The sequence below is a fragment of the Clostridium zeae genome, from assembly GCF_017312485.1.
In the GTDB taxonomy this organism is placed as follows: domain Bacteria; phylum Bacillota; class Clostridia; order Clostridiales; family Clostridiaceae; genus Clostridium_AR; species Clostridium_AR zeae.
This window is the reverse complement of sequence record NZ_BMBA01000003.1, coordinates 491462-515467: the sequence shown is the minus strand read 5'-3', so window position 1 is coordinate 515467 and position 24006 is coordinate 491462. Positions and strand designations below refer to the sequence as shown.

Genomic DNA, 24006 nt, shown 5'->3' with positions numbered 1-24006 from the left:
ATGGTAACATGTTCAGCTGACCGATACTAATAGGTCGAGGGCTTGACCAATACAAATTATTACAAAGTAAACTTAAGTGCAATTTTGAAAGAATAATCTTTCAATATCTAGTGATGATGCGTCTAAGGGTTACACCCGTACCCATACCGAACACGAAGGTTAAGACTTAGACGGCTGATGGTACTGCATGGGCGACTGTGTGGGAGAGTAGGTGGTCGCTAGGTAAATGTGGCTAGATAGCTCAGTCGGTAGAGCAGAGGACTGAAAATCCTCGTGTCCCTGGTTCGATTCCTGGTCTGGCCACCATTTATTTTAAATTAATTCGGCGCTATAGCCAAGCGGTAAGGTCAAGGTCTGCAAAACCTTTATGCCCCGGTTCAAATCCGGGTGGCGCCTCCAAAAATAAAGTCTGTAAACTTTTTGTTTACAGACTTTTGTTTTGTGTGAGATAAATAAATATACAGCTGTAATTAATGCACAGCAGAATAAAAAAATAAGCATAATTGTGGATAAGTATATAAAAAAGCACTATTTTGCGATAAAATTCAGAAAAGTCAAAAGTTAGTCACAGAAAAATGAAAATAATACACAGTTTTTGTGGATAACTATTGTTGATTATTTTTATTTCTGTGGATTATTTATAACACAAATTCTTTAACTGGAGTTATTGAGCCTGCTTCAAAATCTATTTTAACAGAGCCGCCTACTGGAAGAGTTATATTTGGATATTCATGACCAAAAGGCAGATTAATAATAGTAGGCTTTTTTAATGGCAATATTTTTTGAGCAATAAGTTCATTCAGTGTGAAATTATGTTCTTTCATATCATTTTCACTTGGTGTAAAATTGCCTAGTATAAATCCCTTGCAGCATTTTAGCTTATTAGCTAAATCAAGTTGAGTTAACATTCTATCAATTGAATAAATCTTTTCATTCACATCTTCTAGAAATAATATTTTATTGTTTGTATCAATTTCAAAAGGAGTTCCTAAACTGCTACAAATGATAGACAGGTTCCCACCCACAAGCTTTCCACTTATATTTTTAGTATTATGAACTTGCACTGAGTCAAAAGAATTCAAATCTATTTTATAATTGCATGAGTTATCCATAATAGCAGTAAGAAAGCTATCTCGAGTGATAAGATCTGAGAAGTCTGATTTTACCATTGGACCATGAAAGGTCACAAGATTTAATTTTTTATATAAATAGTTTAGAATCAAGGTTATATCACTATAACCACAAAATATTTTAGGATGTTTTTTTATAATTTCCAAATCCAGATAGGGTAGAATACGTGCACTTCCATACCCACCTCTGAAACAAACAATAGCATCAACTTCATCATCAATAAACATATTCATTAGATCGCAAGCTCTTGCTTTATCTTCTCCTGCTAGGTATCCATACTTATCGAATACATGATTACCAACTTTTACATTAAAACCTAAATTTTTAAAATCAGAGATTTTTTTATCTATTATTTCTGCATCGTCGCAACCAGCAGGTGATACAATTCCAATAGTCTTTCCAAATTTAATTCCATGAGCGAGCATAATAAATACCTCCCAAATAAAAATATAAGAGGACCATATAGTCCTCTTGTGTAACAATCTCAATTATTATATTATTCATCAGAATCCATAATTGAGATTAAAATAGTGTTTAATCTCAATAAAACTATGAAAACATGTCTTTTTTATAAAGTAGTCCTGCAACAAGTAGAGCAATTCCCATGGTAACTCCCATCACTATGTGAAATGCATAAGGACTGTCTTGCAATGGCAATCTAATATTCATTCCATATATTCCACCCATTATGGTTGGGATAGCTAATAATATAGTTAGTGATGCAAGAGCTTTCATTACTATATTTAAGTTATTTGATATTACAGAGGCAAAAAAGTCCATAGTACTTGCTAATATATTGCTATATATTTCAGTCATTTCGATAGCTTGCTTATTTTCAATGATTACATCTTCTAATACATCTTTATCCTCTTCATACTTCTGCATTATTTCAAGCTTCAACATTTTTTCCAAAGTTATTTCATTAGATTTAAGTGAAGTGGAGAAGTATACAAGAGATTTTTCTAGAGAATGAAGTTGTATAAGTTCTCTATTTTTCATGGATTTATGGAGTCTTTTTTCTATCATAAGGCTTTTCTTGTCTATTTGTCTTAGATATATAAGATAATATGTAGAAACTCTATTTAAAATTTGTAGAATAAATCTTGATTTCTTAAATGAGAAAAAAGATTTAATTTTTCCATAAGTGAAATCACTTAATATCTTTGAATTTTTTAGACAAACAGTAATAAGTTCATTTTCAGTATGTATTATTCCTAGTGGATAAGTATCATAGGTTAAAGAGTTATCTTCCATCTCAGTAAATGGTATATCAACTATTACAAGCATATTTGAATCCTCTATATCAATACGAGAGGCTTCTTCATCATCTAGAGGTGCCCTTAAAAATTCTATTGGCACGGAGGTTTTTTTAGATATAAGAAGAAGTTCTTCATCCGAAGGGGCAACTAAGTTAATCCAGCAGCCAGGTTCAATATTATCTAAGTTTTTTAATGTTGGATCAACATCACTTACTGATTTATATATCTGAATCATATAAAATACCTCCATTAATATTTCATAAAAATTATAACACTTAAAAACAATATACTAAATAAAAATTATTATACATACTATAAATTATAACATACATTAGTAAAATGCAGTAAAAGATATTATATGAAAGAATAAACTAACCTAAGTATTAAAAACTACAGTTTAGGGGGGGAAAAACAAATATTTGCCTGTAAAAGTAATGGATAAATAATTGAAATGGATGTATAATCACTATGTTATAATATTAGCTTGTACAATGGGGGAAACAAGTATATGGGTACGATGCATAAGGAAGTAATAGAAAGAAAAAAAGCTTCCGCAATTGTTGTTAGTATAATAGTTTTATGTTTAATGATTGTTTTATCAAATTATAATCAATCAGTAGTAATTTATAATGAGCAAGTTAGTTTATTTATTAATATATTTATAATAGTATTAACTATAGCCTTTGGAGTTCTTCAAGTAGTAAGATGCAGAACTTACTATAAGTATTCAATTGTTGCTGACAAGCTTATTATTCATAAAGTCAAATCTACCGGACAGATAACTTTAGAGAATATTAAGATAAAGGATATAGTTTATTTGGGAAAAATAATATCCTCTCCTAAGAAATATCCTATAAGTAGCACAAGGCTTTATGTATGCAATATTTTTGGACTAAAAACTTGTTGTTGTATATATAAAGATGCACATAAATATAAGAAGTTTTATTTTCAACCAAGTGGAGATTTGATAAAGAAATTAAGATGTCATAGAATACGACAAAAGGAAACCTTGGTAGTTTAAAAATAGGGTCATTAAGCATTATATGCTTAATGACCCTATTTAACTTTATAAGTGCTTAATAGAAGCTTATTATAACTAATAATAAGCAAGGTTTATTCAAAAATTATATAAATATAATTTTATAATTAGTATAAGAATCACTTTAAATTCTTCTTAAATGAATAAAACTCACCTTTAATTTCTCCTAGAAGTTCTTCACTTTGGATTATATCATATCCTGTTGCTGCTAAAGCTAAAGCAGTTTTAACAGCAATTTCTAAGGCGTGATTAGTTAAAGTAGAATCTCTAAATTCTTTAGTTCCATATTTTATACTATCATCTTCAATTATAGAAATAAATGATTGTATACAGGGTGCTTTTTGACTTACAACTCCTAGACTCAAACCAGACCTAATATCGCGAGGAGGCTTAATATCAATTATACCATGTTCTTTTAAATTATGACTTAGTAATCTATTTAGAGTTAGATTTGTAAGAAGTTCTTCACTTGGTGGTTCATAAAGCGAGGTAGAGTTTTGAACTCTCATAAGCTTTGATATATAATAGCATACTTCTTTAATTTTTTGATCTACTACCATAGCAAGATCCATATCTTTAGCCCGTATATAAAATTTTATTTCTGTTTCATTAGGCATAAGAGATGGTGTAGTTCCACCTTTAGATAATACTGAGTCAATTTTAACATCATCAGGGAAACCTTTCATAAGCACATTAACTGTATTAAGAGTAAGTAGTGCGGCATCTAAACAAGAATAAGTATATTCATTTAAGAATCTTAATCCATTTACACAACTAAAGTTTATTTGTAATGGAATTATTGCTGCTGAAGTTCCACTTTCACAAGTAACTATATCGGGATGTGCTTCCAGTACAACGTCAATATCATCAAAAAAACCCTGATGAACCATAGTTGATTTAGTACCACCAAGGTATTCGCCGGGGCATCCTAAGAGTATTACTGTTCCAGAACTTTTCTCAATTATATGTCCTAGGGCTATAGCTGCACCTACAGAGATTGTTGAAAGAAGATTATGGCCAGTAATATGACCAGCTTCTTTAATTGCATCATACTCACAAACATAACATATCTTAGGGTAGCCTGATCCCTTTGTTGCGCAAAAAGAAGTATTTAAGCCTAAAAAACTATTTGTTACATTGAATCCTTTCTCAGATAGAAAGTTACTAATATATCTACAACATTCGTATTCCGAATAGCTTTCCTCAGGATTATTGTATAAGAATTTACATAGGTCACTTAAATTTTCCTTCTCAGAAGATAAATAAGATTCCATATCTTTTTTCATTAATTTTACCTCCGAAATAAACAGTTTAATATAGTTTATCCTTACTCTAAGAAAATATTTATTGTGGACAAATTAAGATTACAATCATTATTGAATAAAATATATTAGATGAGTTAAGAATTAAGATAATATGTAAATATATGGAGGCAGTAGTTAGATATGAATAATATATATAAAAATAAATGTATAGTATGTGGAAAAACTCATGAAAATGGTATAATAATAAACGGTAAAAAGATTTGTCGTAATTGCGAGATGAATTTAATTGGTTGCAAATCAAATACAGATTTTTACAAGTATTATTTGAGCTGTATTAAGAAACACGTAACCCCTCATATTTTGAAAAATAATTATGAAACAAGCGAGTATTTATAATATAGGAGGTTCTTATGAAGAGAGTTCCTTTAGTAGAAGCTTTAAAGGAATATGTTAAGCTACGTAATGCACCGTTTTCTATGCCCGGGCATAAGAGTGGCAGAGGGTTTAAATGTGATGCTTTGGATATAGATTTAACGGAATTTATATTATCTGCTGATATAACAGAAGTAGATGGATTAGACAACCTCCATAAACCAGAAGGGGTATTAAAAGAAGCCTTAGATATGCTTAGTAATCTCTATGGCAGCGAAAAGTCATACTTTTTAGTTAATGGGAGTACTTCAGGAAATTTAATAATGAGCTATACGTGTTTTGATGAAGGTGACAAGGTACTAGTTGAAAGAAATTGTCATAGATCTATAATGAATAGCCTCATTATGAGAAAATTAAAACCTATATACATGGAGAATACAATAAATCCAATACTTAAGGCTCCGGAGTCTATAAGTAGAGAATACTTTATTAAACTGCTTTCTGATAATGATGAGATAAAAGGAATTTTTCTTACTTATCCAAATTACTATGGGATTGGATGTGACATTAAGTTCATAATCGATCAATGTAAGAAGAGAGATATAAAAGTGCTAGTTGATTGTGCGCATGGAGCGCATTTTGGAATTCATGAGAGGTTGCCTAAAAATCCAGTTGAACTTGGTGCAGATATGGTAGTAATGAGTGCTCATAAAACTTTGCCAAGCTTTACTCAAACTTCTTATTTACACATAAATAATAAAATGCTAATAGAAAAAGCTGACTTTTATTTTGGAGTGTTTCAGAGTACGAGCCCATCATATATGTTTATGGCTTCTCTAGATTATAGCAGAGCTTTTCTTGAATATGAAGGTAAAAGAGCATATGATAATCTATTTGATAAAGTGGACAAGATAAAAAGCAAGATAAACAATCTCTCATATATTAAGGTTTTTGATAAAAGTTATATACATGAACCAGGTGTTATATTTGACGATAGCAGACTAGTGTTATTTTTAAGTAAAGGCTTAAGTGGGCATAAGCTTTTAGATGTATTAAGAGATAATAGAATTCAAGCTGAAATGAGTGGAGATAATAATGTGGTATTATTAACTTCCCCTTTTAATACTGAAGATGATTTTGTTAGTCTTCTGAAGACACTTGAAATATTAGATATCGATGCAATAAGGGATACAGATAAGTCCATATATGAAACTAAATTGCCAATACAAGATTTGATACCTGCAGATGCTTTTGCACTTGAAAAAGAAATAATACCATTAGAAACTTCGCTAGGAAGGACAGTTGGAGAAAATATAATCCCATATCCACCTGGTGTGCCTATGTTGATAATGGGTGAAAAGATAGAATATGAACATATTGAAGTCATAAAAAAATCACTTAATGATGGAATAACTATGTTAGGAATAAATAGTGGCAATATTAAGGTTATAAAAGAAAATCAATTATGTATAATGAATAAGTAAACGAATTTAACTTAATATAATAAGAAAGAGTGAGACATATGAAAAAAGGGTTATTTATAGTATTTGAAGGACCAGAAGGTGCTGGAAAAACTACTGTGATAAAGGAACTTGAAAGTTTATTTAGAGATTCAAAGATAGAATACATATTTACAAGAGAACCAGGTGGTATATCAATTTCTGAACAAATAAGAGGTATAATTCTTAATAGAGATAATGTAGAGATGGATGGAAGAACTGAAGCATTACTTTATGCGGCTTCAAGAAGACAACATTTAGTTGAAAAAGTAATTCCTGCTCTAGAAGAAGGTAAGGTAGTTTTATGTGATAGATTTATATTCTCATCCTTGGCATATCAGGGCTATGCTAGAGGTCTTGGAATGGACAATGTCATGGAAATAAATAACTTTGCTATTGAAGGTCACATGCCAGATTTGACTATACTATTTGATATAGATCCTAGAGAGGGTTTGAATAGGATACATAAAAATAATGAAAGAGAAGTAAATAGATTAGATCTAGAAGGTATAGAATTTCACGAAAAGGTAGTAGAGGCATATCACATATTAGCTAAAAGGTATGAACATAATACAGTGATTGTGGATGCTTCTAAATCTTTAGCTGAAGTAAAAGAAGCAGTTGCTAAAGAGATTATTACTTTTATCGAAAGAAAAGGATATATTTAACTAATTGTATTCAAAACTAATTAGTTGTGATAAAATAAAGAATAATAAAAGCTTACAATATATTCAATAAAATTTGCGGGAGGTGTTATTATGAAGTTAGTTATTGCAATAGTTCAGGATGATGATGCATTAGACTTAATTGATGGAATAACAGATGAAGGGTTTAGAGTAACGAAGCTTGCAACAACAGGTGGTTTCTTAAAATCAGGAAATACTACATTAATGATAGGTGTTGAAAAAGAAAGAGTTGATGTAGTTATTAACCTGATAGAAGATATCTGTAAGACAAGAAAACAGGTAGTATCTTCCCCATCTCCTATGGCTGGAACAACAGGAGTCTATATACCATACCCCGTAGAAGTTGAGGTTGGAGGAGCGACAGTATTTGTAGTTGACGTTGATAAGTTTGTCAAAATATAAAAGGGGGAGAGTGCATGGATTTTATAGGACATAGTGAAATATTAAACAGATTTGATAATAGTGTAGAAAGAAATGCACTCTCTCACGCTCATCTAATAATTGGTGAAGACGGAATTGGTAAGAGTATCTTAGCCAAAAGATTTGCAGCTAAAATAATGAAAAAAGATGATTTTAAAGAATATATTGATATAGTTAATTATAAAACTACTAAAAACTCTTTTGGAGTAGATGAAGTAAGAGAAATTATAACAGAAACAAATAAAAGGCCTTATGAAGGAGATAAAAAAGTAATTATTATATATGAGGGGAATAAGCTAACTGTTCAAGCACAGAATGCTTTACTTAAAACAATTGAAGAACCCCCTTTTGGTGTGTATATAATAATTTTATGTGAAAGTGCTGAATTAATTCTAGATACAATAAAGTCTAGATGCCAAGTACATAAGTTATTTCCGCTAAAGGAATCGGAAATAAAGCTTTTTATAGAAGAAAAGTATTCTAATATAGATGAAGATAAGAAGAGTACCTTAATTTCTTTTAGTGAAGGAATACCTGGAAAAGTTGAAAGGTTTATTGAAGATAGTAGTTTTGAAGAGTTAAGAAATATAGTATTGGATTTATTAAAGGACATAAATAGTCATAATGAAGACATAATACTAAAGTATGAGACTATTATAGCTAAGCATGATAATAAAGAAGAGGATATATTTTCGATTATAATATCCTTTGTAAGGGATATAATTATATATAAAGAGCTAGAAGATAGTACGTATATTATAAATAGAGATAAGCTAGATAAGATAAAAGACTTATCAAACATGATGGCTTATAAAAAGTTAAGGGGAATAATCAGCGTTATAGATGAAACTAGGAAAAATCTAAGGAGTAATACTAATGCTCAAATGACCTTTAATGTTATGATGATAAGCCTACTGGAGGTTTAATATGATCAAAGTCGTAGGAGTTCGTTTTAAAAAGGCAGGAAAGATTTATTATTTTAATCCAAACGAGATTGAAATAAAGAAGGACGATAACGTTATAGTTGAAACAGCAAGAGGAATAGAATTTGGAGAATGCGTAATCGGCCCTAAAGAAATAGATGAAAGTGAAATCGTTGCACCTCTAAAGAGTGTTCTAAGAGTGGCTGATGTTGATGATATAGCTAGGCATGAAGATAATAAAAGCAGAGAAAAGCATGCTTTTGAAGTATGTTTTGATAAAATAACAGAACATAAATTAAATATGAAACTTATAGATGTAGAATATACATTTGATAATAATAAAGTTATATTTTATTTCACTGCAGATGGAAGAGTAGATTTTAGAGAACTAGTAAAAGATCTTGCAACTATATTTAAAACAAGAATAGAACTTAGACAAATTGGAGTAAGAGATGAAGCTAAAATGATAGGGGGGCTAGGACCTTGCGGTAGATCCTTGTGTTGCTCTACATTCTTAGGTGATTTTGCTTCAGTTTCAATAAAGATGGCTAAAGAACAAAATCTTTCACTTAATCCTACCAAAATATCAGGAATATGTGGAAGACTTATGTGTTGTCTTAATTATGAGCAAAATACATATGAAGATATACGCAAAAGATTGCCTAAGATTGGTTCAGTTGTTGATACTGAGCTTGGACGAGGGGAAGTTATTTCTAACTCAGTAGTTAAAGAGAAGGTTAAAGTTAAACTCTTTAGAGGAGAAGAAGATTTTGTAGAAGAATTCAAGATTGAAAATGTTAAGATTATATCGGGCGGATATGAAGGTACCGTAGATGATAATGATATAAAGCTAGAATTAGATGACGATGTAGATAAAAAGATGATAAAGGACTTGTTTAGTGGTAATTAAGGAGGTAAACTATGAAATCTTCAATAAGAATTCCTAGCATGAAAACATCAGATGACATTATTAAGATTAAAAAGGCTATTTCAAGTAATGAAGGAGTAATTGCTTGTGAGATAAGCAAGGAAAAGGGAGAAGTTAATGTTGTTTATGACAATTATTTTGTTGAACTGGATGATATAATAACTTCCATTGAAGATTTGGGGTATATTGTTTTGTAAAATTGCATAACTAGAAACAAAAGTCTTTTAAAATTAAAAAAAACATGTTAAAATAAATGTGGTGTTTGTACACCACATTTTTTTAGGAGGTGTTTGTTATGGCATATAAAATTACAGATGCTTGCGTAAGCTGTGGAGCATGCGCTGCTGAATGCCCAGTTAATGCTATAAGTCAAGGAGATACACAATTCGATATAGATGCAAATTCATGCATCGATTGTGGAAACTGTGCTAATGTTTGCCCAGTAGGAGCACCAGTTCAAGACTAGTTTTAAATTGGACAGGCCACCGTAAGGTGGTCTTTTTTTATATAAAAATATTATTTAAGCAAACTAAAAAGTATGACGTTATTAGATGAATTTTCATTTTTATCAGGTATAAACTCATGAGAATCAATCTTTTTCACATTTTTAATAGAAGTCAGGAATTTTTCTGGACCTTCAAGCTCAAAAGTAAGCTGAGGGGTTTTGTAGTGCATAGGAATAATATAAGTTGGACTTATAGAAGTTGCAACCTTAGCAGCTTCTGAGCCATCAATAGTAAAATTCCCTCCTATAGGTATCATAAGAACGTCTACTTTTCCTATCTGTGATAATGTTTCAGAATCAAGTGTATGCCCGAGATCCCCAAGATGACATATTCTAAAACCATCAATATCGATAATATAAATAATATTAGTTCCTCTTTTTAATCCATTTTCTTTATCATGATAACTTTGTATACCTTTTACGGTACAAAAATCAGTTTCATGATATCCTATTGTATCTATTAATTTAGTTTCAGAATTAGCTACAGATATATAACAATGATCAAAGTGTTTATGACTCATAACTATTAAGTCAACTTTATCTTCATAAGTTGAATAACCTATATCATTAGGAAATGGATCTAATAATAACCTTTTCCCAATAGAATTTTTTAATAAAAACGAAGCATGTCCCAACCAAAGTATTTCCATATATTCACATCCTCAAATTTGTTTTTTATACTTCTATTATAACCATAACATGTGGTTATACTCAATTAGAGCAAAATAACTCTAAGTTTCTTTGATTATCTTTGTTAATTAATAAAACTTATTACTTGATTCAATATTGAAAAAATATTAATATATATTTAAGGTCAAAGAAAGTCAAAGTAAGGTGGTGATATGGTGGCAAGATTGTCTGACGTTATAGAAGAATTCATAAAAAACTTACTTGAGCAGAGCTGTGATCAAGAACTTCAAATACAAAGAAATGAGCTAGCTGACAAGTTCTCTTGTGCACCATCACAAATAAATTATGTGTTAACAACTAGATTTACTTGTGATAAGGGTTATTTGATTGAAAGCAAAAGAGGCGGTGGAGGCTGCATACTTATAAAGAAAATTACTTATGATACAAAAGATAAGATTTATCAAATAATAAGTTCTAGCATAGGAGATAGTTTAACCTATCAAAATGGAGTAGCAATAATAGAAAGCTTATATGATTTAGACATAATAAATAAACGGGAATTAGCTTTAATTAAAATTACAATTAATGATAGAACTCTCCAAAATACAGAAAATAAAAATAGAGTTCGAGCAGATATATTAAGATCATTGGTTATGGTTCTATTATCTTAAATAAAAGGGAGGTATGAGATATGTTATGTGATAAATGTGAATCAAGAGAAGCTACTGTTCATATCGTTAAGGTTGTAAATGGAGATAAGAAAGAAGTGAATCTATGTGATAAGTGTGCTAATGAATCCATGGAGATACCTTTAAATCCTTTTGAAGATTTAGGTGAGTTTTCATTCCAAAACCTTTTGAGTGGGCTTGTGGACTATGTAAACAAAACATCCAGAGATGCTCAGAAAACCGTAGTAACTTGTGAGAATTGTGGAATGGCTTATGATGAATTCCAAAAGACAGGACTTTTAGGGTGTAGTGAATGTTATAAAAACTTTCAGAATACAATTAATCCTGTAATAAAAAGAGTTCAAGGTGATGTAGAACATGTAGGAAAAGTCCCTACAAAAGCAGGTAAGTGTTTAGTAGAAAAGAAAAAATTATTGAAATTGAAGGAAGAACTTCAGCACGCAATTTTGGGTGAAGAGTATGAAAGAGCTGCAGTCCTTAGAGATGAAATAAAGTCACTTCAAGAAACCATTGGAGAATAGGAGGATGCTTTATGAATAACTGGATTAGTGGACTTGATAATGCTAATGATGAAATAGTTATTAGTTCAAGAGTAAGACTTGCAAGAAATTTAAAAAAAATCCCTTTTACTAATAAGCTTGATGAAAACACAGGAAGAGAAAATGTTGACAGAATAGAGAGTGCATTCTATTTAAATGAAAATACAAGAGATAAGTTTACAACAGTTAGGCTTTGGGAGATAGGTGGAAATGTATCAACTAGTTATTTTGAGAAGCATCTTATTAGTCCTAATTTACTAAAGTCTTATAAGAAAACAGCTTTTTTAGTTGATAAAGATGAAACAATGAGCATAATGATAAATGAAGAGGATCATATAAGACTTCAGTGTATAACAAAAGGATTTGATATTAAAGAAGCCTACAATGAAGCCACTAAACTTGATGACATGCTTGAAAATTATCTTGATTATGCTTTTGATGAGAGATTTGGATATTTAACAGCGTGTCCTACTAATATAGGCACTGGAATGAGAGCTTCAGTAATGATTCATCTTCCAGCACTTACTATGAATAAAGAAATAGATGGGTTAATAAAAGGATTAGCACAAGTAGGAATGACAATAAGAGGTCTTTATGGAGAAGGCTCTAATGCAGATAGTAATATATATCAAATATCTAATCAAGTAACCTTAGGAATTACCGAAGAAGAAATACTTACCAATCTACAGGCTGTTGTTTCTCAAATAACAGCTCAAGAAATAAAATCAAGAGAATACCTAAGAGCTAATTATGAATATGAAATTTTGGATAAAATATATAGGTCAATTGGAATACTAAAGAATGCAATTATTTTAAGTTCAAAAGAATGCCTAGAACTTTTGTCTTATGTAAGATTAGGCGTAGAAATGTCAATAATAGATGATATAGATAAAAAACTTTTGAACAGTTTACTGGTATTAATTCAGCCAGCTTCACTTCAACTTAAGGTTGGTAGAAAGCTAACAGAGAAAGAAAGAGATATAGAACGAGGGAAATTAGTTAGGGAGACATTTAGAAAAATTAATAATTAGGAGGTGACACCATGTTATTTGGAAGATTTACTGAAAGAGCTCAAAAGGTGTTAATGAATGCTAGAGAGCAATCTAAAAAGTATAAACATGGTTATATAGGTACAGAGCATATACTTGTAGGTATATTAGCAGATGAAGGTAAAAGTAAAGAATTATTAAACTCGTACGGTGTTACTGTAGAAGCTGTAGGTAAACTGATTCAACAATATGTTGGTGAAGGAGAAGTAGAATACTTCTCTGGTGAGATTCCTCTAACACCAAGAACAAAAAGACTTTTGGACAATAGTCTAGTAGAGGCTAGAAATCTAGGCCATAACTATATAAGTCCAGAGCATATATTACTAGCATTATTAGCTGATAATGAAGGTGTAGCATATACTATACTAAATAATCTTAATGTGAATTTTGAAAAGCTTAGATCAGATATAATAAACAGCTTTAATGGAAAGCCTGCATCACAAGGTGGTCAGCCAGATAGCCCACAGAGAAGAAGAACTGATAAAACACCAAGTTTAGATCAGTTTGGCAGAGACTTAACTGAAATGGCCGTTGAAGGCAAGTTAGATCCTGTAGTAGGAAGAGATGAAGAGACACAAAGAGTTTTAGAAATTCTTTGTAGAAGAATAAAAAATAATCCTTGTTTAATAGGAGACCCTGGAGTAGGTAAGACTGCAATAGCAGAAGGGTTAGCTCAAAAAATAGTTGAAGGAAATATACCTGAGATACTTAAAGATAAAAGAGTAGTTTCCTTAGATATAACATCAATGATAGCCGGTGCAAAATATAGAGGTGAATTTGAAGATAGATTAAAAAAGGTAATGGAAGAAATAAGAAACGCAGGTAATGTACTTTTATTTATAGATGAAATTCATACAATTGTAGGAGCTGGTGGTGCTGAGGGAGCAATAGATGCATCTAATATACTAAAACCAGCATTAGCAAGAGGAGAAATTCAATGTATAGGTGCTACAACTATAGATGAATACAGAAAATATATTGAAAAAGATTCTGCGCTTGAAAGAAGATTCCAGCCAGTAAATGTTGGAGAACCTTCTAAGGATGAAACTTTACAGATATTAAAAGGACTTAGAGATAAATATGAGGCTCATCATGGTGTTAAGATAACTGATGAAGCTCTAGAGGCTGCAGTTAATCTTTCAGATAGATATATAACAGATAGATATATGCCAGATAAAGCTATAGATCTAATTGATGAAGCAGCAGCTAAGGTTAGAATAGAAAACTTAACTACTCCTCCAGATTTAAAAGAAATGGAAGAACAAATAGAGAAAGCTACAAAGGAAAAGGAAGATGCCATAGCGGTACAAAATTTTGAAAAGGCAGCTGAACTTAGAGATAGAGAGAAGAAATTAAGAGAAAAGCTTGATCATATGAAGACGAACTGGACTACTCAAAGTAGTACTAAAACTCATATAGTTGGAGAGCAGCAAATAGCATCAGTTGTTTCAAAATGGACTAAAGTTCCTGTAGAAAAGCTTACAGAAACAGAATCAGAAAAGCTCTTAAAGCTTGAGGAAATACTTCATAAGAGAGTTGTAGGACAAAATGAAGCAGTTAAATCTGTATCTAGAGCAGTAAGAAGAGCTAGAGTAGGACTAAAAGATCCAAATAGGCCTATCGGATCCTTCATCTTCTTAGGGCCAACTGGAGTTGGAAAAACAGAGCTTTCAAAAGCATTAGCAGAGGCTATGTTCGGTGATGAAGATAATATAGTTAGAGTAGATATGTCTGAATATATGGAGAAACATTCAGTATCAAGACTTATTGGATCTCCTCCAGGATATGTAGGATATGATGAAGGTGGTCAGCTTACAGAGGCAGCAAGAAGAAGACCTTATTCAGTAATATTGCTTGATGAAATAGAAAAGGCTCACCCAGATGTGTTTAATGTATTACTTCAAATACTTGAAGATGGAAGACTTACAGATGGAAAAGGAAAGACTGTTAACTTTAAAAATACAATAATTATAATGACATCTAATGTAGGTGCTCATACAATAAAGAAACAAAAGTCTATAGGCTTTGGTTTAGATGAAAATAAGAGTGAAACAGAATATGAAAATATGAAAGAAAATGTTATGGATGATCTTAGAAAGACATTTAGACCAGAATTCCTAAATAGAATAGATGACACAATTGTGTTCCATGGATTACAAGAGGAAGACTTATTACAAATAGTCAACCTAATGGTAAATTCAGTTACAGAAAGACTAGATGAACAAGATATCCATTTAGATTTTGATGAAGAAAGTAGAAAGATTCTTGTTGAAAAAGGTAAAGATGTAACCTATGGAGCAAGACCTCTAAGAAGAGTGATTACCAAGAGTGTTGAGGATAAGTTAAGTGAAGAGATGCTTAAAGGTAATATAAAGAGAGGTCAAAGAGTAAAAGTTACTGTAGAAGAAGGAGAATTAAAGTTTACTCCAGAGCTAGTACCACAGGAATAAATTTGTTAGAAAAACCGTAGTTTATAAATATATGAACTTTAAGAATTAAAGTTTATGTATGAGAGAACTACGGTTCTTTTATTAGGGTATATCTGCAAACTTAATTTATTATTTTTAATAATCGTAGACTCCTGTGATTTTCATTAATATATAAATTGATTGTTAAGTTAAGAATCGTATAGACACATATATGAAAAAGATATAAGTAAGAACTCAATAAAAACTTGAATAATAAATATAAATAATAAAAAACTATAAGATAGGAGAAGTGTGCATAATTAATAATAATTATCTTTTAAAAATAGGTTGCAAAATGAGTTTATAGTGCTATAATAATATTAAAGATACCCCTTGGGGGTAAACAAAGCGGTCAAAAGTATTATTAGGAAAGAGGGAAAAGCATGGCGAAAAATGAAAAGCAAATTGATTTAATGATAATAGGTGGAGGCCCAGCTGGATTAACTGCAGCTATTTATGCAGCCAGAGCTAAGCTAGATATGGTGCTTTTGGAAGATGCTATAGTAGGCGGACAGGTAAGAACTAGTTATTCCATAGAAAACTATCCTGGATTTAAGACAGTTGAAGGTAGCAAACTAGCAGATTTAATGCAAGAACAGGCGCTTGAATTAGGTGCTAAAATAGATGAATTCGACTTAGTAGAAAGAGTAGATTTTTCAGAAAATGAAAAAATAGTTGAAACTACTAGTTATATATATAAGCCTAAAGCAGTAATAATAGCAACAGGGGCAACTCCTAAAAAACTTCCTATACCTAGTGAAGAAAAATTTTCTGGTAAGGGAATACATTACTGTGCAGTTTGTGATGGAGCGATGTATGAAGGAAAAGTTATTGGAGTAGTTGGTGGAGGAAATTCAGCTCTTGAAGAAGCTTTATTCCTTACTAAGTTTGCATCAAAAGTAATTATGGTAAGAAGATTCGATTATTTTAAAGGTGAAGCAGCAACTCTTGAAGAAGTTTTACACCATCCAAAGATAGAAGTTATGTACAACTGGGATCTAGTGGATGTATCTGGTGAAAAATTTATGGAGAAAGCTAAGATAAAGAACACAAACACAGGAGAAGAAAAAGAAATCCAGATGGAAGCTGTTTTTGGATATATAGGAACAGAACCTAAGACTGAACACTTCAAGGATTATGTAAACCTAACTCCTCAAGGTTATATATTAGCAGATGAAAATACAAGAACAAACATAAAAGGTGTGTATGCTGCTGGTGATGTAAGAGAAAAGCAATTTAGACAAATTACAACTGCAGTGGCAGACGGAACTATTGCTGCACTTGATGCAGAAAAATATATTTTAGAAGCAAAGAGAGGTAAATAATATGGTAAAAATATATTCAACTTCATGGTGTCCATGGTGTGTTAAGGCAAAAGATTACTTTAAGATAAAAGGAGTAGAATACTCAGAGATAAATGTAGCTGATGAGCATGAATTTAGAGAAGAAGTATTTGCTGTATCTGGTCAAAGATCAGTACCAGTTATTGAGATAAACGGAGAAGTGATAGTAGGTTTTGACAGAGCGAAAATAGATAGAGCATTGGAGGTAAAATAATGTTTAATGATATACGTAATGGAAGTGTATATAAAAATCTTGTGAATGGGCAATGGATTGAAACAAACACAAAGAAATTAATAGATATAAAATCACCAATTGATCAATCACTGGTAGGAAGCATTCAGGCAATGAGTAAAGAAGAAGTAGATGCTGCTATACAAAATGCTAGTGAAGCTCAATTATCCTGGAGAAATGTACCGCTAAATGAAAGAGCAGATATTCTTTATAAAACTGCAGATATTTTAGATAAGAAAGCGGAAGAAATAGCTAATATAATGGTAAGAGAAGTTGCAAAAGATAAGAAGAGTGCTGTTTCAGAAGTTACAAGAACTGCTGATTATATTAGATTTACTGCAGATGCTGCTAAGAGTATGGAAGGTGAGTCTATACCTTCAGATCCATTCCCTGGGTTCAATAGAAGCAAAATTTCAGTAGTAACTAGAGAACCACTAGGTGTGATACTTGCAATATCTCCATTTAATTATCCAGTAAATCTTTCTGCTTCAAAGATAGCGCCAGCTGTAGTAGCAGGTAATTCAGTAGTGTTAAAGCCAGCTACTCAAGGAAGTATATCAGCATTATATTTGGCAAAAGCTTTCCAAGAAGCCGGTCTTCCAGCAGGAGTTTTAAATACTGTAACTGGAAGAGGTAGTGAAATAGGTGACTATGCAGTTACTCATGATCATATAGATTTTATAAACTTCACAGGAAGTACAGAGGTTGGTAAGCATATATCACAAATAACTGCAATGAAACCTCTTCTAATGGAACTTGGAGGTAAGGATGCTGCTATAGTTTTAGAGGATGCAGACTTAGATCTTACAGTTAAAAATATAATAGCAGGTGGATATTCATATTCAGGTCAAAGATGTACAGCTGTTAAGAGAATATTAGTAATGGAATCAGTTGCAGATGAGTTGATAGCTAAACTTAAAACAAAGATTGAAGCTTTAAAGGTAGGTAATCCTTTAGAACAGGAGCAAGTTGATGTAGTGCCTTTAATAGACACTAAGGCAGCAGATTTTGTTGAAGAACTTATGAGAGATGCTGAAGAAAAAGGTGCAAAACTGATTATTGGTGGAAATAGAGAAGGAAACTTAATCTATCCAACACTATATGATGAAGTTACAGTGGATATGAGATTAGCATGGGAAGAACCATTTGGACCAGTACTTCCTATAATAAGAATTAGTGATAGAGATGCTGCAATAAAGATAGCCAATGCTTCAGAGTATGGTTTACAATCATCTGTATTTACAAAAGATATTAATGCTGCATTCTATATAGCATCAAAACTTGAAGTTGGTACTGTTCAAGTCAATAACAAGACTGAAAGAGGACCAGACCATTTCCCATTCTTAGGAGTTAAATCTTCTGGTATAGGTACTCAAGGTATAAGATACTCAATAGAAGCAATGAGTAGACCAAAAGCTATAGTTATAAATTTAGCTGATTAATTATTAATGTAATTCATAAAAACCTCTTTAGGATGATTTATAAAATTATCCTAAAGAGGTTTTTCTATTTGAAGAATAAGTAAGTCTAAAATCTGCTATTAATAGATTTTAAAATGGTGCTGTTAAAACACCGTGTTGAAATTAAGTGGTTATACATCCGATGCTTTAATGAGCTTACGCAAAGAATTAATATGATTTTGTCATATTCCATGGCTAAAACTGTAAACTCACTACGTTCGAACAGTACAGTTTATTAACGCCATTCCATCTGAAAAAATCATTTAATTCTAATAGCTCGCTCATATAGCATCTCCCGTATAACCACTTAATTTTAACAATAATATTAAACATAGCCTTTAAAATAAATTATTATTTGACTTAGAAAAACACTATGTTGTACAATAAGTACAACATAGTGTAAGTGAAATTAGGAGGATAAATGGAAGAATTAATTAATAAATTGCAGGATTTTAATTTTACAAAGACAGAAGCTGAAGTTTATATATGTTTGCTTAAGAATGGTGAGCTAAATGGTTCTCAAATATCAAAACTACTTAATATATCAAGGAGTTCAATATACAGTTCTTTAGAGAACTTATATAACAGAGGAAATGTGTTAATGCTTTCTGGTGAACCTACTATCTATAAAGCTCAGTCACCAGATACTTTGATAAATAATATAAAAAATAACTACCAAAGTTCTATAGATATATTAGAAAAGTCCTTAAGTAACATTGATAGATTTAAATTGGATGATCAATACTGGAATATGAAAGGGTATTCAAATTTTATAGATACTACTAAAAGATTATTATTAGAGACTGAAAATGAAGTATATATAGCCACTACTTTTGAGTTAAAGTTATTCGAAGAAGAAATAAGGCAATTAATTAAGAAGAATGTCAGAGTAATAGTTTTCTCCTTTGAGGATCTAGATATAAGTGAATTAGATATAGAATATTATCATCATGAAAGTAAGAGTATGTTTTATGACGGAAGAAGATGGATGATGATTGTTGATAATAAAAAATCGCTTATAGCTAATGAAACACGAGCTGGTGATATATTAGGAACTATAACAGAAAATTCATTAATGGTATCAATAATTGCAGAGCACATCCATCACGATATATATCTTTTAAAATTAAAGAATAAATATAATCAGAATATGGTTACTAATGATATATTAATTAATAGCGGCTTTGAACTTGGATCCTCGGTTTGTGGAAACCGTAAAGATAAATAATAATATAAATATTAAATCGGAGATGAGTATTTTGACGAATAAAAAGAAAGAGAAAAAACAACTAACTGTATTTAATCTAACCTGGCCAATTTTTATAGAAACCTTACTATTTATGCTACTCGGAAGTGTAGACACATTGATGTTAAGTAGGTATTCTGATAATTCAGTAGCGGCTGTTGGAGTATCTAATCAGTTGATATCAATGATGAATATAATGTTTGGAATATTATCTACAGGTACCTCAGTACTTATTGCTCAAAACTTAGGCGCTGGCAATAAAAAAATGGCTTCAAAGGTAGCCACCGTATCATTAATTATTAATCTATTATTTGGACTTTTACTTAGCGGAATCATGTATTTTGCGGCTCATGGCATATTGGGTGCTATGGGGATAAGACCAGAGCTTATGAAATTTGCAGTACAATATCTACAGATAGTAGGTGGATTTTTATTTATGCAAGCTGTGATGATGACTTGTACAGCTATAGTTAGAAGTCATGGGCTTACTAAAATATCAATGTATGTTACTATAGGCATGAATGTACTCCATGTTGTACTAGATTATGTATTTATATTTGGTGCTTTTGGAGTGCCTGTATTAGGAGTATCTGGAGTTGCAATATCCACAAATATTAGTAAGTTACTTGGACTTATTGTAATGATTTTTGTTGTATTCAGAAATGTTGAGAGAGGGTTTAGCATAAAAAACTTAAAACCATTTCCTACAAAGATAGTAAAAGATCTTTTGAAGATAGGGGTTCCTACTGCAGGAGAACAGCTTTCATATAATGTATCTCAGCTTGTTATAACATATTTTATCAACTTCTTAGGAAATGAGGCTCTAACTACGAAAGCATATGTACAAAATATCGTAATGTTTGCATATTTGTTTTCAATAGCTATAGGCCAAGGTACTGAAATACTTATAGGGCATTTAGTTGGTGCTGAGGAAAATGATAAAGCTTATAAGACCTGTATCCATAGCTTAAAACTTGCTTTAAAGATATCCTTTGGAATAGGAATTATATTCGCTTTACTTAGAAATCAAGCCTTATGTATATTTACTTCTAATCCAAACATATTAGCGGTGGGTGGAGTGATTCTGATAATAGACGCATTTTTAGAACCAGGACGTTCCTTTAATTTAGTAGTAATCAATTCTTTAAGAGCTTCTGGAGATGTTAAGTTCCCTGTTTATATGGGTATATTTTCAATGTGGGGAGTAAGCGTAACCTTATCATATTTGCTTGGCATAAAATTAGGTTTGGGGCTTGCAGGAATGTGGATAGCTTTTGCTTGTGATGAATGGTTCAGAGGAGTTCTAATGCTTTGGAGATGGAGAACAAGAAAGTGGGAGAAGATGGCCTTTGTTAAGAAAGGCATGGTTCAACAAGCATAATTAAGAGGTGCAAATTAAAAATATTATTTAGATTTTTACTTTATATAGAAATCTAGGTTTGTAATTGAAGCCTAGATTTTTTCATTCATAAACTTAAAATAAGCTAAAAGGAATAAGTACTGAATTTTCGCATATTATAAGTTTGATGTAATAGAAAGTTATATTTATTAGCTATGGGTGTAGCGTCAATTTATAGTAGTTAGTAATAAATTTACAAAATATACCCAGTAAATTAATAAAATTTAGAAGGAATTTTAAAGTATGTAAATAATATTAAATATATAGTTAATTTATTATGAGAAGAGGTGAGTTTGGTATCTATAATTTATGCTGTTAATAAGCATTGTATAGGTGCCAATTTATGAGATGATTGATGATAGCGAAAAGATGAGATGGAGTCTAAAAGAATTATACTCTTCATTTGATGGAGAAGATTTTAAAAATGACATGAAGTTATTAGATGATATAATAGATGAATTTACAAATTGGTGTGATAAGAATCTTTCAAATACTGATAATCTAAAAGAAAAGTTAGAAGCTTATATAAGTATTTTTACTGAATACAGAAATGTTATAGGAAGATTAGGAAGCTTTGCAAGTTTGAATTTTGCAGCTAATGCTAAAGATGAGAAGGCAAAAAAGTATATTACTTTAATTGAAAAAAAAGACACTAAAATCACTGAAGCTGAAGTCAAATTTTCAAAATGGATAAGTGATATAAAAAATTTAGATGAAATACTTAGTTCTTCTGAGATATTAAAAAAACATATATTTTACCTAAAAGAAATAGTTTCAAAAAGTAAATATATTTTAAGTGAGAAAGAAGAAGTGGCAATATCAAAGATGAGGCTTACAGGCTCTAGTGCTTGGTTAAAATTAAAAAATCAATTAACCTCAAATCATAAAGTTCAGATTGATATAGAAGGAAGAGTAGAAAAGTTACCTATAACCAAGATTAAAAATATGCAGTTTTCAAAGGATAATGTATTAAGAGAAAAGGCATTTTTTGCAGAGCGCATTAGTAACGATTCTATTGCAGAAGGTGTAGCTGCTGCATTGAATGGGATAAAGGGAGAGGTATTAACTATTTGTGAATTAAAAGGATATTCTTCACCTTTAAATATGACTCTTGATAATTCTAGAATGGATGAAGAAACTTTAAATGTTATGCTTAAAGTTATGAAAGAAGGCTTAGGGTATTTCAAAAGATATTTCTTAAAAAAAGCAGAGATATTAGGATATGAAGATAAGTTGCCTTATTATGATATAATGGCTCCAGTAGGAAGTAGAGATATGAACTTTAGCTATGAAGAAGCCAGAGATTTTATAGTAAAACATTTCTCGTCATTCTCGCCTGAAATGGGAGATTTAGCTTTAAAGGCTTTCGAAAGTAGATGGATAGATGCAGAAGTGAGAGAGGGAAAAAGAGGGGGAGCTTTCTGTCATAACCTTCATTTCATAAAGGAAAGTAGAGTGCTATGCAGCTATGATGGAAATTTTAAAAATGTATGCACTATAGCTCATGAACTTGGCCATGCTTATCATGGAAGTATACTTCAGAAAGAAAGTATATTAAACTCATCTTATCCTATGCCTCTGGCTGAGACAGCATCAATATTTGCTGAAAGTATTGTAAGAAATGCTGCTCTGAAAACAGCAGATAAAGATGAGGCATTGGTGATACTGGGAGCAGAACTAGAAAATTGTGCAAGTGTAATAGTAGATATATATGCAAGATTCTTATTTGAGAAGGAAGTATTTCATAGAAGAAAAGATGGAGAATTATCTGTAGATGAAATAAAAGATATAATGGTATGGGCTCAAAAAGAAGCTTATGGAGATGCAATAATTGAGGAAACCTTCGATTACTATGCATGGGTGCATAAACCACATTATTATTATGTTGAAAGAAACTTTTATAACTTTCCATATGCTTTTGGTCTATTATTTTCAAAAGGGCTATATAAGATATACTTGCAACAAGGAAATGATTTTATAGAAAAATATAATGAAGTGCTTAAGCTTACAGGCCAGGCAAATATTTATGATGTAGCTAAGCATGTAGAAATTGATTTGCATAATGAAGAGTTCTGGAGAGGATCTTTTGAAATTATAAAAAGAGACATAGATAAGTTTTGTAACGTAGACATCAGTTGAGAGTAGTATCTTTATTTTAAATATAGAGTTTTAATGTAACCTACTAGTTTTACCAGTAAAGAAGTGTGAGTACAGAATTTAGATAAGATTTAATTTGGATACTAATAACGTAAGTAGGTAATTACCATTTTAGTCTCAAAGTTTATAATATTAATATGCTTATAGGAGGAAATATGTTAGAAAAAAAGAAGATATTTAAAGAAGTTATGAGTTGGGTTTACACAATTGCTGGAGCGTTAATTTTAGTGACAATACTTGATACAAAAGTTTTTGCTATGGTTCAAGTACAACAGAGATCAATGGAGAATACTCTACATGATGGTCAGGAGTTACTTGTAGATAAAGTGAGCTATGATTTCACTGAACCTCAAAGAGGAGATGTAGTCATATTTCTAGAAAATAGGAGCAGGGATAATTCTTTTTCAGACTTTAAAATATTTTTAGATGATGTTATTCAAAGAAAGCAAGAGAATACTAGACTAGTAAAAAGAGTTATAGGGCTTCCTGGTGATGAGATAGATTTAAGAGATGGTTATGTATATGTAAATGGAGAAAAACTTAATGAAACTTATACTCAAGGCACAACTGTAAAACAAGGGGTTAACTTTCCACTAAAAGTATCTGAGGGTAAACTGTTTGTTTTAGGGGATAACAGAGAAGTAAGCATAGATAGTAGATCTTTTGGTCTTATAGATAAAAAGCAGGTTGAAGGAAAAGCAAGGCTAAGAGTGTGGCCTTTAGATAAGATTAGTTCTGTAAAATAGAGAAATAACCACTGAGACGAG

24 protein-coding genes, 2 tRNA genes and 1 rRNA gene are annotated in these 24006 nt (G+C 31.1%); 23 read left to right on the top strand and 4 right to left on the bottom strand.

Annotation, left to right across the window (positions count from 1 at the left end):
* The first annotated feature begins 106 nt into the window (after window positions 1–106).
* The 3 genes from rrf to J3477_RS17160 all read left to right on the top strand — a co-directional run bounded on the left by rrf (window position 107) and on the right by J3477_RS17160 (window position 399).
* Window positions 107–224, top strand: a 5S ribosomal RNA gene (rrf, locus tag J3477_RS17170).
* A 6-nt stretch (window positions 225–230) separates the two neighbouring features.
* A tRNA-Phe gene (locus J3477_RS17165) sits at window positions 231–306 on the top strand.
* Window positions 307–324: 18 nt separating this feature from the next.
* Window positions 325–399: transfer RNA gene (locus tag J3477_RS17160), tRNA-Cys, on the top strand.
* A 239-nt stretch (window positions 400–638) separates the two neighbouring features.
* Here the strand turns inward: J3477_RS17160 and J3477_RS17155 are convergent.
* Together J3477_RS17155 and J3477_RS17150 are read right to left on the bottom strand one after the other, a co-directional pair.
* Window positions 639–1556: a S66 peptidase family protein gene (locus J3477_RS17155; RefSeq protein WP_206871151.1), complete on the bottom strand. Its 918-nt coding sequence runs from the start codon at window positions 1554–1556 to the stop codon at window positions 639–641.
* Window positions 1557–1680: 124 nt separating this feature from the next.
* Window positions 1681–2625, bottom strand: a complete 945-nt coding sequence (locus J3477_RS17150) for a magnesium transporter CorA family protein (protein WP_206871150.1) — start codon at window positions 2623–2625, stop codon at window positions 1681–1683.
* Window positions 2626–2898: 273 nt separating this feature from the next.
* Here J3477_RS17150 and J3477_RS17145 point away from each other — a divergent pair, with 273 nt between their 5' ends.
* Window positions 2899–3411, top strand: a complete 513-nt coding sequence (locus J3477_RS17145; protein ID WP_206871149.1) for a hypothetical protein — start codon at window positions 2899–2901, stop codon at window positions 3409–3411.
* A 137-nt stretch (window positions 3412–3548) separates the two neighbouring features.
* Here J3477_RS17145 and J3477_RS17140 read toward each other — a convergent pair whose 3' ends face one another.
* Window positions 3549–4715 carry a zinc-binding metallopeptidase family protein gene (locus J3477_RS17140; RefSeq protein ID WP_206871148.1) on the bottom strand — a complete coding sequence of 389 codons (1167 nt, stop codon included), beginning with the start codon at window positions 4713–4715 and terminating at the stop codon, window positions 3549–3551.
* A 159-nt stretch (window positions 4716–4874) separates the two neighbouring features.
* Between J3477_RS17140 and J3477_RS17135 the strand changes: the two genes are divergently transcribed.
* The 8 genes from J3477_RS17135 to fdxA all read left to right on the top strand — a co-directional run bounded on the left by J3477_RS17135 (window position 4875) and on the right by fdxA (window position 9988).
* The gene (locus tag J3477_RS17135) at window positions 4875–5090 is read left to right on the top strand and encodes a sigma factor G inhibitor Gin (RefSeq protein WP_228731302.1); all 216 of its coding nucleotides are present in this window, start codon (window positions 4875–4877) and stop codon (window positions 5088–5090) included.
* Window positions 5091–5104: 14 nt separating this feature from the next.
* The gene (locus tag J3477_RS17130; RefSeq protein WP_206871147.1) at window positions 5105–6550 is read left to right on the top strand and encodes an aminotransferase class I/II-fold pyridoxal phosphate-dependent enzyme; all 1446 of its coding nucleotides are present in this window, start codon (window positions 5105–5107) and stop codon (window positions 6548–6550) included.
* A gap of 38 nt (window positions 6551–6588) precedes the next feature.
* Window positions 6589–7233 (top strand): dTMP kinase, encoded by a 645-nt coding sequence (gene tmk, locus J3477_RS17125; protein WP_206871146.1) that lies wholly within the window; start codon window positions 6589–6591, stop codon window positions 7231–7233.
* A 90-nt stretch (window positions 7234–7323) separates the two neighbouring features.
* Complete coding sequence (gene darA, locus J3477_RS17120) at window positions 7324–7653, top strand: cyclic di-AMP receptor DarA (RefSeq protein ID WP_183279257.1); 330 nt, start codon at window positions 7324–7326, stop codon at window positions 7651–7653.
* Between the two features lie 14 nt (window positions 7654–7667).
* A complete protein-coding gene (locus J3477_RS17115; RefSeq protein WP_206871145.1) occupies window positions 7668–8597 on the top strand; it encodes a DNA polymerase III subunit delta' in 930 nt (309 codons plus the stop codon).
* A gap of 1 nt (window position 8598) precedes the next feature.
* Window positions 8599–9504: a PSP1 domain-containing protein gene (locus J3477_RS17110; protein ID WP_206871144.1), complete on the top strand. Its 906-nt coding sequence runs from the start codon at window positions 8599–8601 to the stop codon at window positions 9502–9504.
* 11 nt (window positions 9505–9515) lie between these two features.
* Window positions 9516–9719: a heavy-metal-associated domain-containing protein gene (locus J3477_RS17105; RefSeq protein WP_183279254.1), complete on the top strand. Its 204-nt coding sequence runs from the start codon at window positions 9516–9518 to the stop codon at window positions 9717–9719.
* A 98-nt stretch (window positions 9720–9817) separates the two neighbouring features.
* Window positions 9818–9988: a 4Fe-4S ferredoxin gene (gene fdxA, locus J3477_RS17100; RefSeq protein ID WP_160678819.1), complete on the top strand. Its 171-nt coding sequence runs from the start codon at window positions 9818–9820 to the stop codon at window positions 9986–9988.
* A 50-nt stretch (window positions 9989–10038) separates the two neighbouring features.
* On the opposite strand, the gene J3477_RS17095 is transcribed toward fdxA, so the two are convergent.
* Entirely contained in the window at window positions 10039–10677 is a 639-nt protein-coding gene (locus tag J3477_RS17095; protein ID WP_206871143.1) for an MBL fold metallo-hydrolase, read from the bottom strand.
* A gap of 195 nt (window positions 10678–10872) precedes the next feature.
* On the opposite strand from J3477_RS17095, the gene J3477_RS17090 reads away from it, so the two are divergent.
* The 11 genes from J3477_RS17090 (at window position 10873) to lepB (ending at window position 23985) form a co-directional block, all read left to right on the top strand.
* Complete coding sequence (locus J3477_RS17090; protein ID WP_206871170.1) at window positions 10873–11328, top strand: CtsR family transcriptional regulator; 456 nt, start codon at window positions 10873–10875, stop codon at window positions 11326–11328.
* Between the two features lie 20 nt (window positions 11329–11348).
* Complete coding sequence (locus J3477_RS17085; RefSeq protein ID WP_206871142.1) at window positions 11349–11867, top strand: UvrB/UvrC motif-containing protein; 519 nt, start codon at window positions 11349–11351, stop codon at window positions 11865–11867.
* A gap of 11 nt (window positions 11868–11878) precedes the next feature.
* A complete protein-coding gene (locus J3477_RS17080) occupies window positions 11879–12916 on the top strand; it encodes a protein arginine kinase (RefSeq protein ID WP_206871141.1) in 1038 nt (345 codons plus the stop codon).
* 11 nt (window positions 12917–12927) lie between these two features.
* On the top strand, window positions 12928–15384 hold the full coding sequence (locus tag J3477_RS17075) for an ATP-dependent Clp protease ATP-binding subunit (RefSeq protein ID WP_206871140.1): 2457 nt from the start codon (window positions 12928–12930) through the stop codon (window positions 15382–15384).
* 401 nt (window positions 15385–15785) lie between these two features.
* Window positions 15786–16727 carry a thioredoxin-disulfide reductase gene (trxB, locus tag J3477_RS17070; RefSeq protein WP_206871139.1) on the top strand — a complete coding sequence of 314 codons (942 nt, stop codon included), beginning with the start codon at window positions 15786–15788 and terminating at the stop codon, window positions 16725–16727.
* Between the two features lies 1 nt (window position 16728).
* The gene (locus tag J3477_RS17065; RefSeq protein WP_206871138.1) at window positions 16729–16959 is read left to right on the top strand and encodes a glutaredoxin domain-containing protein; all 231 of its coding nucleotides are present in this window, start codon (window positions 16729–16731) and stop codon (window positions 16957–16959) included.
* Window positions 16959–18419, top strand: a complete 1461-nt coding sequence (locus J3477_RS17060) for an NADP-dependent glyceraldehyde-3-phosphate dehydrogenase (protein ID WP_206871137.1) — start codon at window positions 16959–16961, stop codon at window positions 18417–18419. Before J3477_RS17065 ends, J3477_RS17060 begins: the two co-directional genes overlap by 1 nt.
* A 439-nt stretch (window positions 18420–18858) precedes the next feature.
* Window positions 18859–19665 (top strand): TrmB family transcriptional regulator, encoded by an 807-nt coding sequence (locus J3477_RS17055; RefSeq protein ID WP_206871136.1) that lies wholly within the window; start codon window positions 18859–18861, stop codon window positions 19663–19665.
* Window positions 19666–19687: 22 nt separating this feature from the next.
* Window positions 19688–21064: an MATE family efflux transporter gene (locus J3477_RS17050; RefSeq protein WP_206871169.1), complete on the top strand. Its 1377-nt coding sequence runs from the start codon at window positions 19688–19690 to the stop codon at window positions 21062–21064.
* Between the two features lie 366 nt (window positions 21065–21430).
* A complete protein-coding gene (locus J3477_RS17045) occupies window positions 21431–23221 on the top strand; it encodes a M3 family oligoendopeptidase (RefSeq protein WP_228731301.1) in 1791 nt (596 codons plus the stop codon).
* A gap of 173 nt (window positions 23222–23394) precedes the next feature.
* Window positions 23395–23985, top strand: coding sequence for a signal peptidase I (lepB, locus tag J3477_RS17040; RefSeq protein ID WP_206871135.1), 591 nt, complete (start codon window positions 23395–23397; stop codon window positions 23983–23985).
* Window positions 23986–24006: the final 21 nt, after the last annotated feature.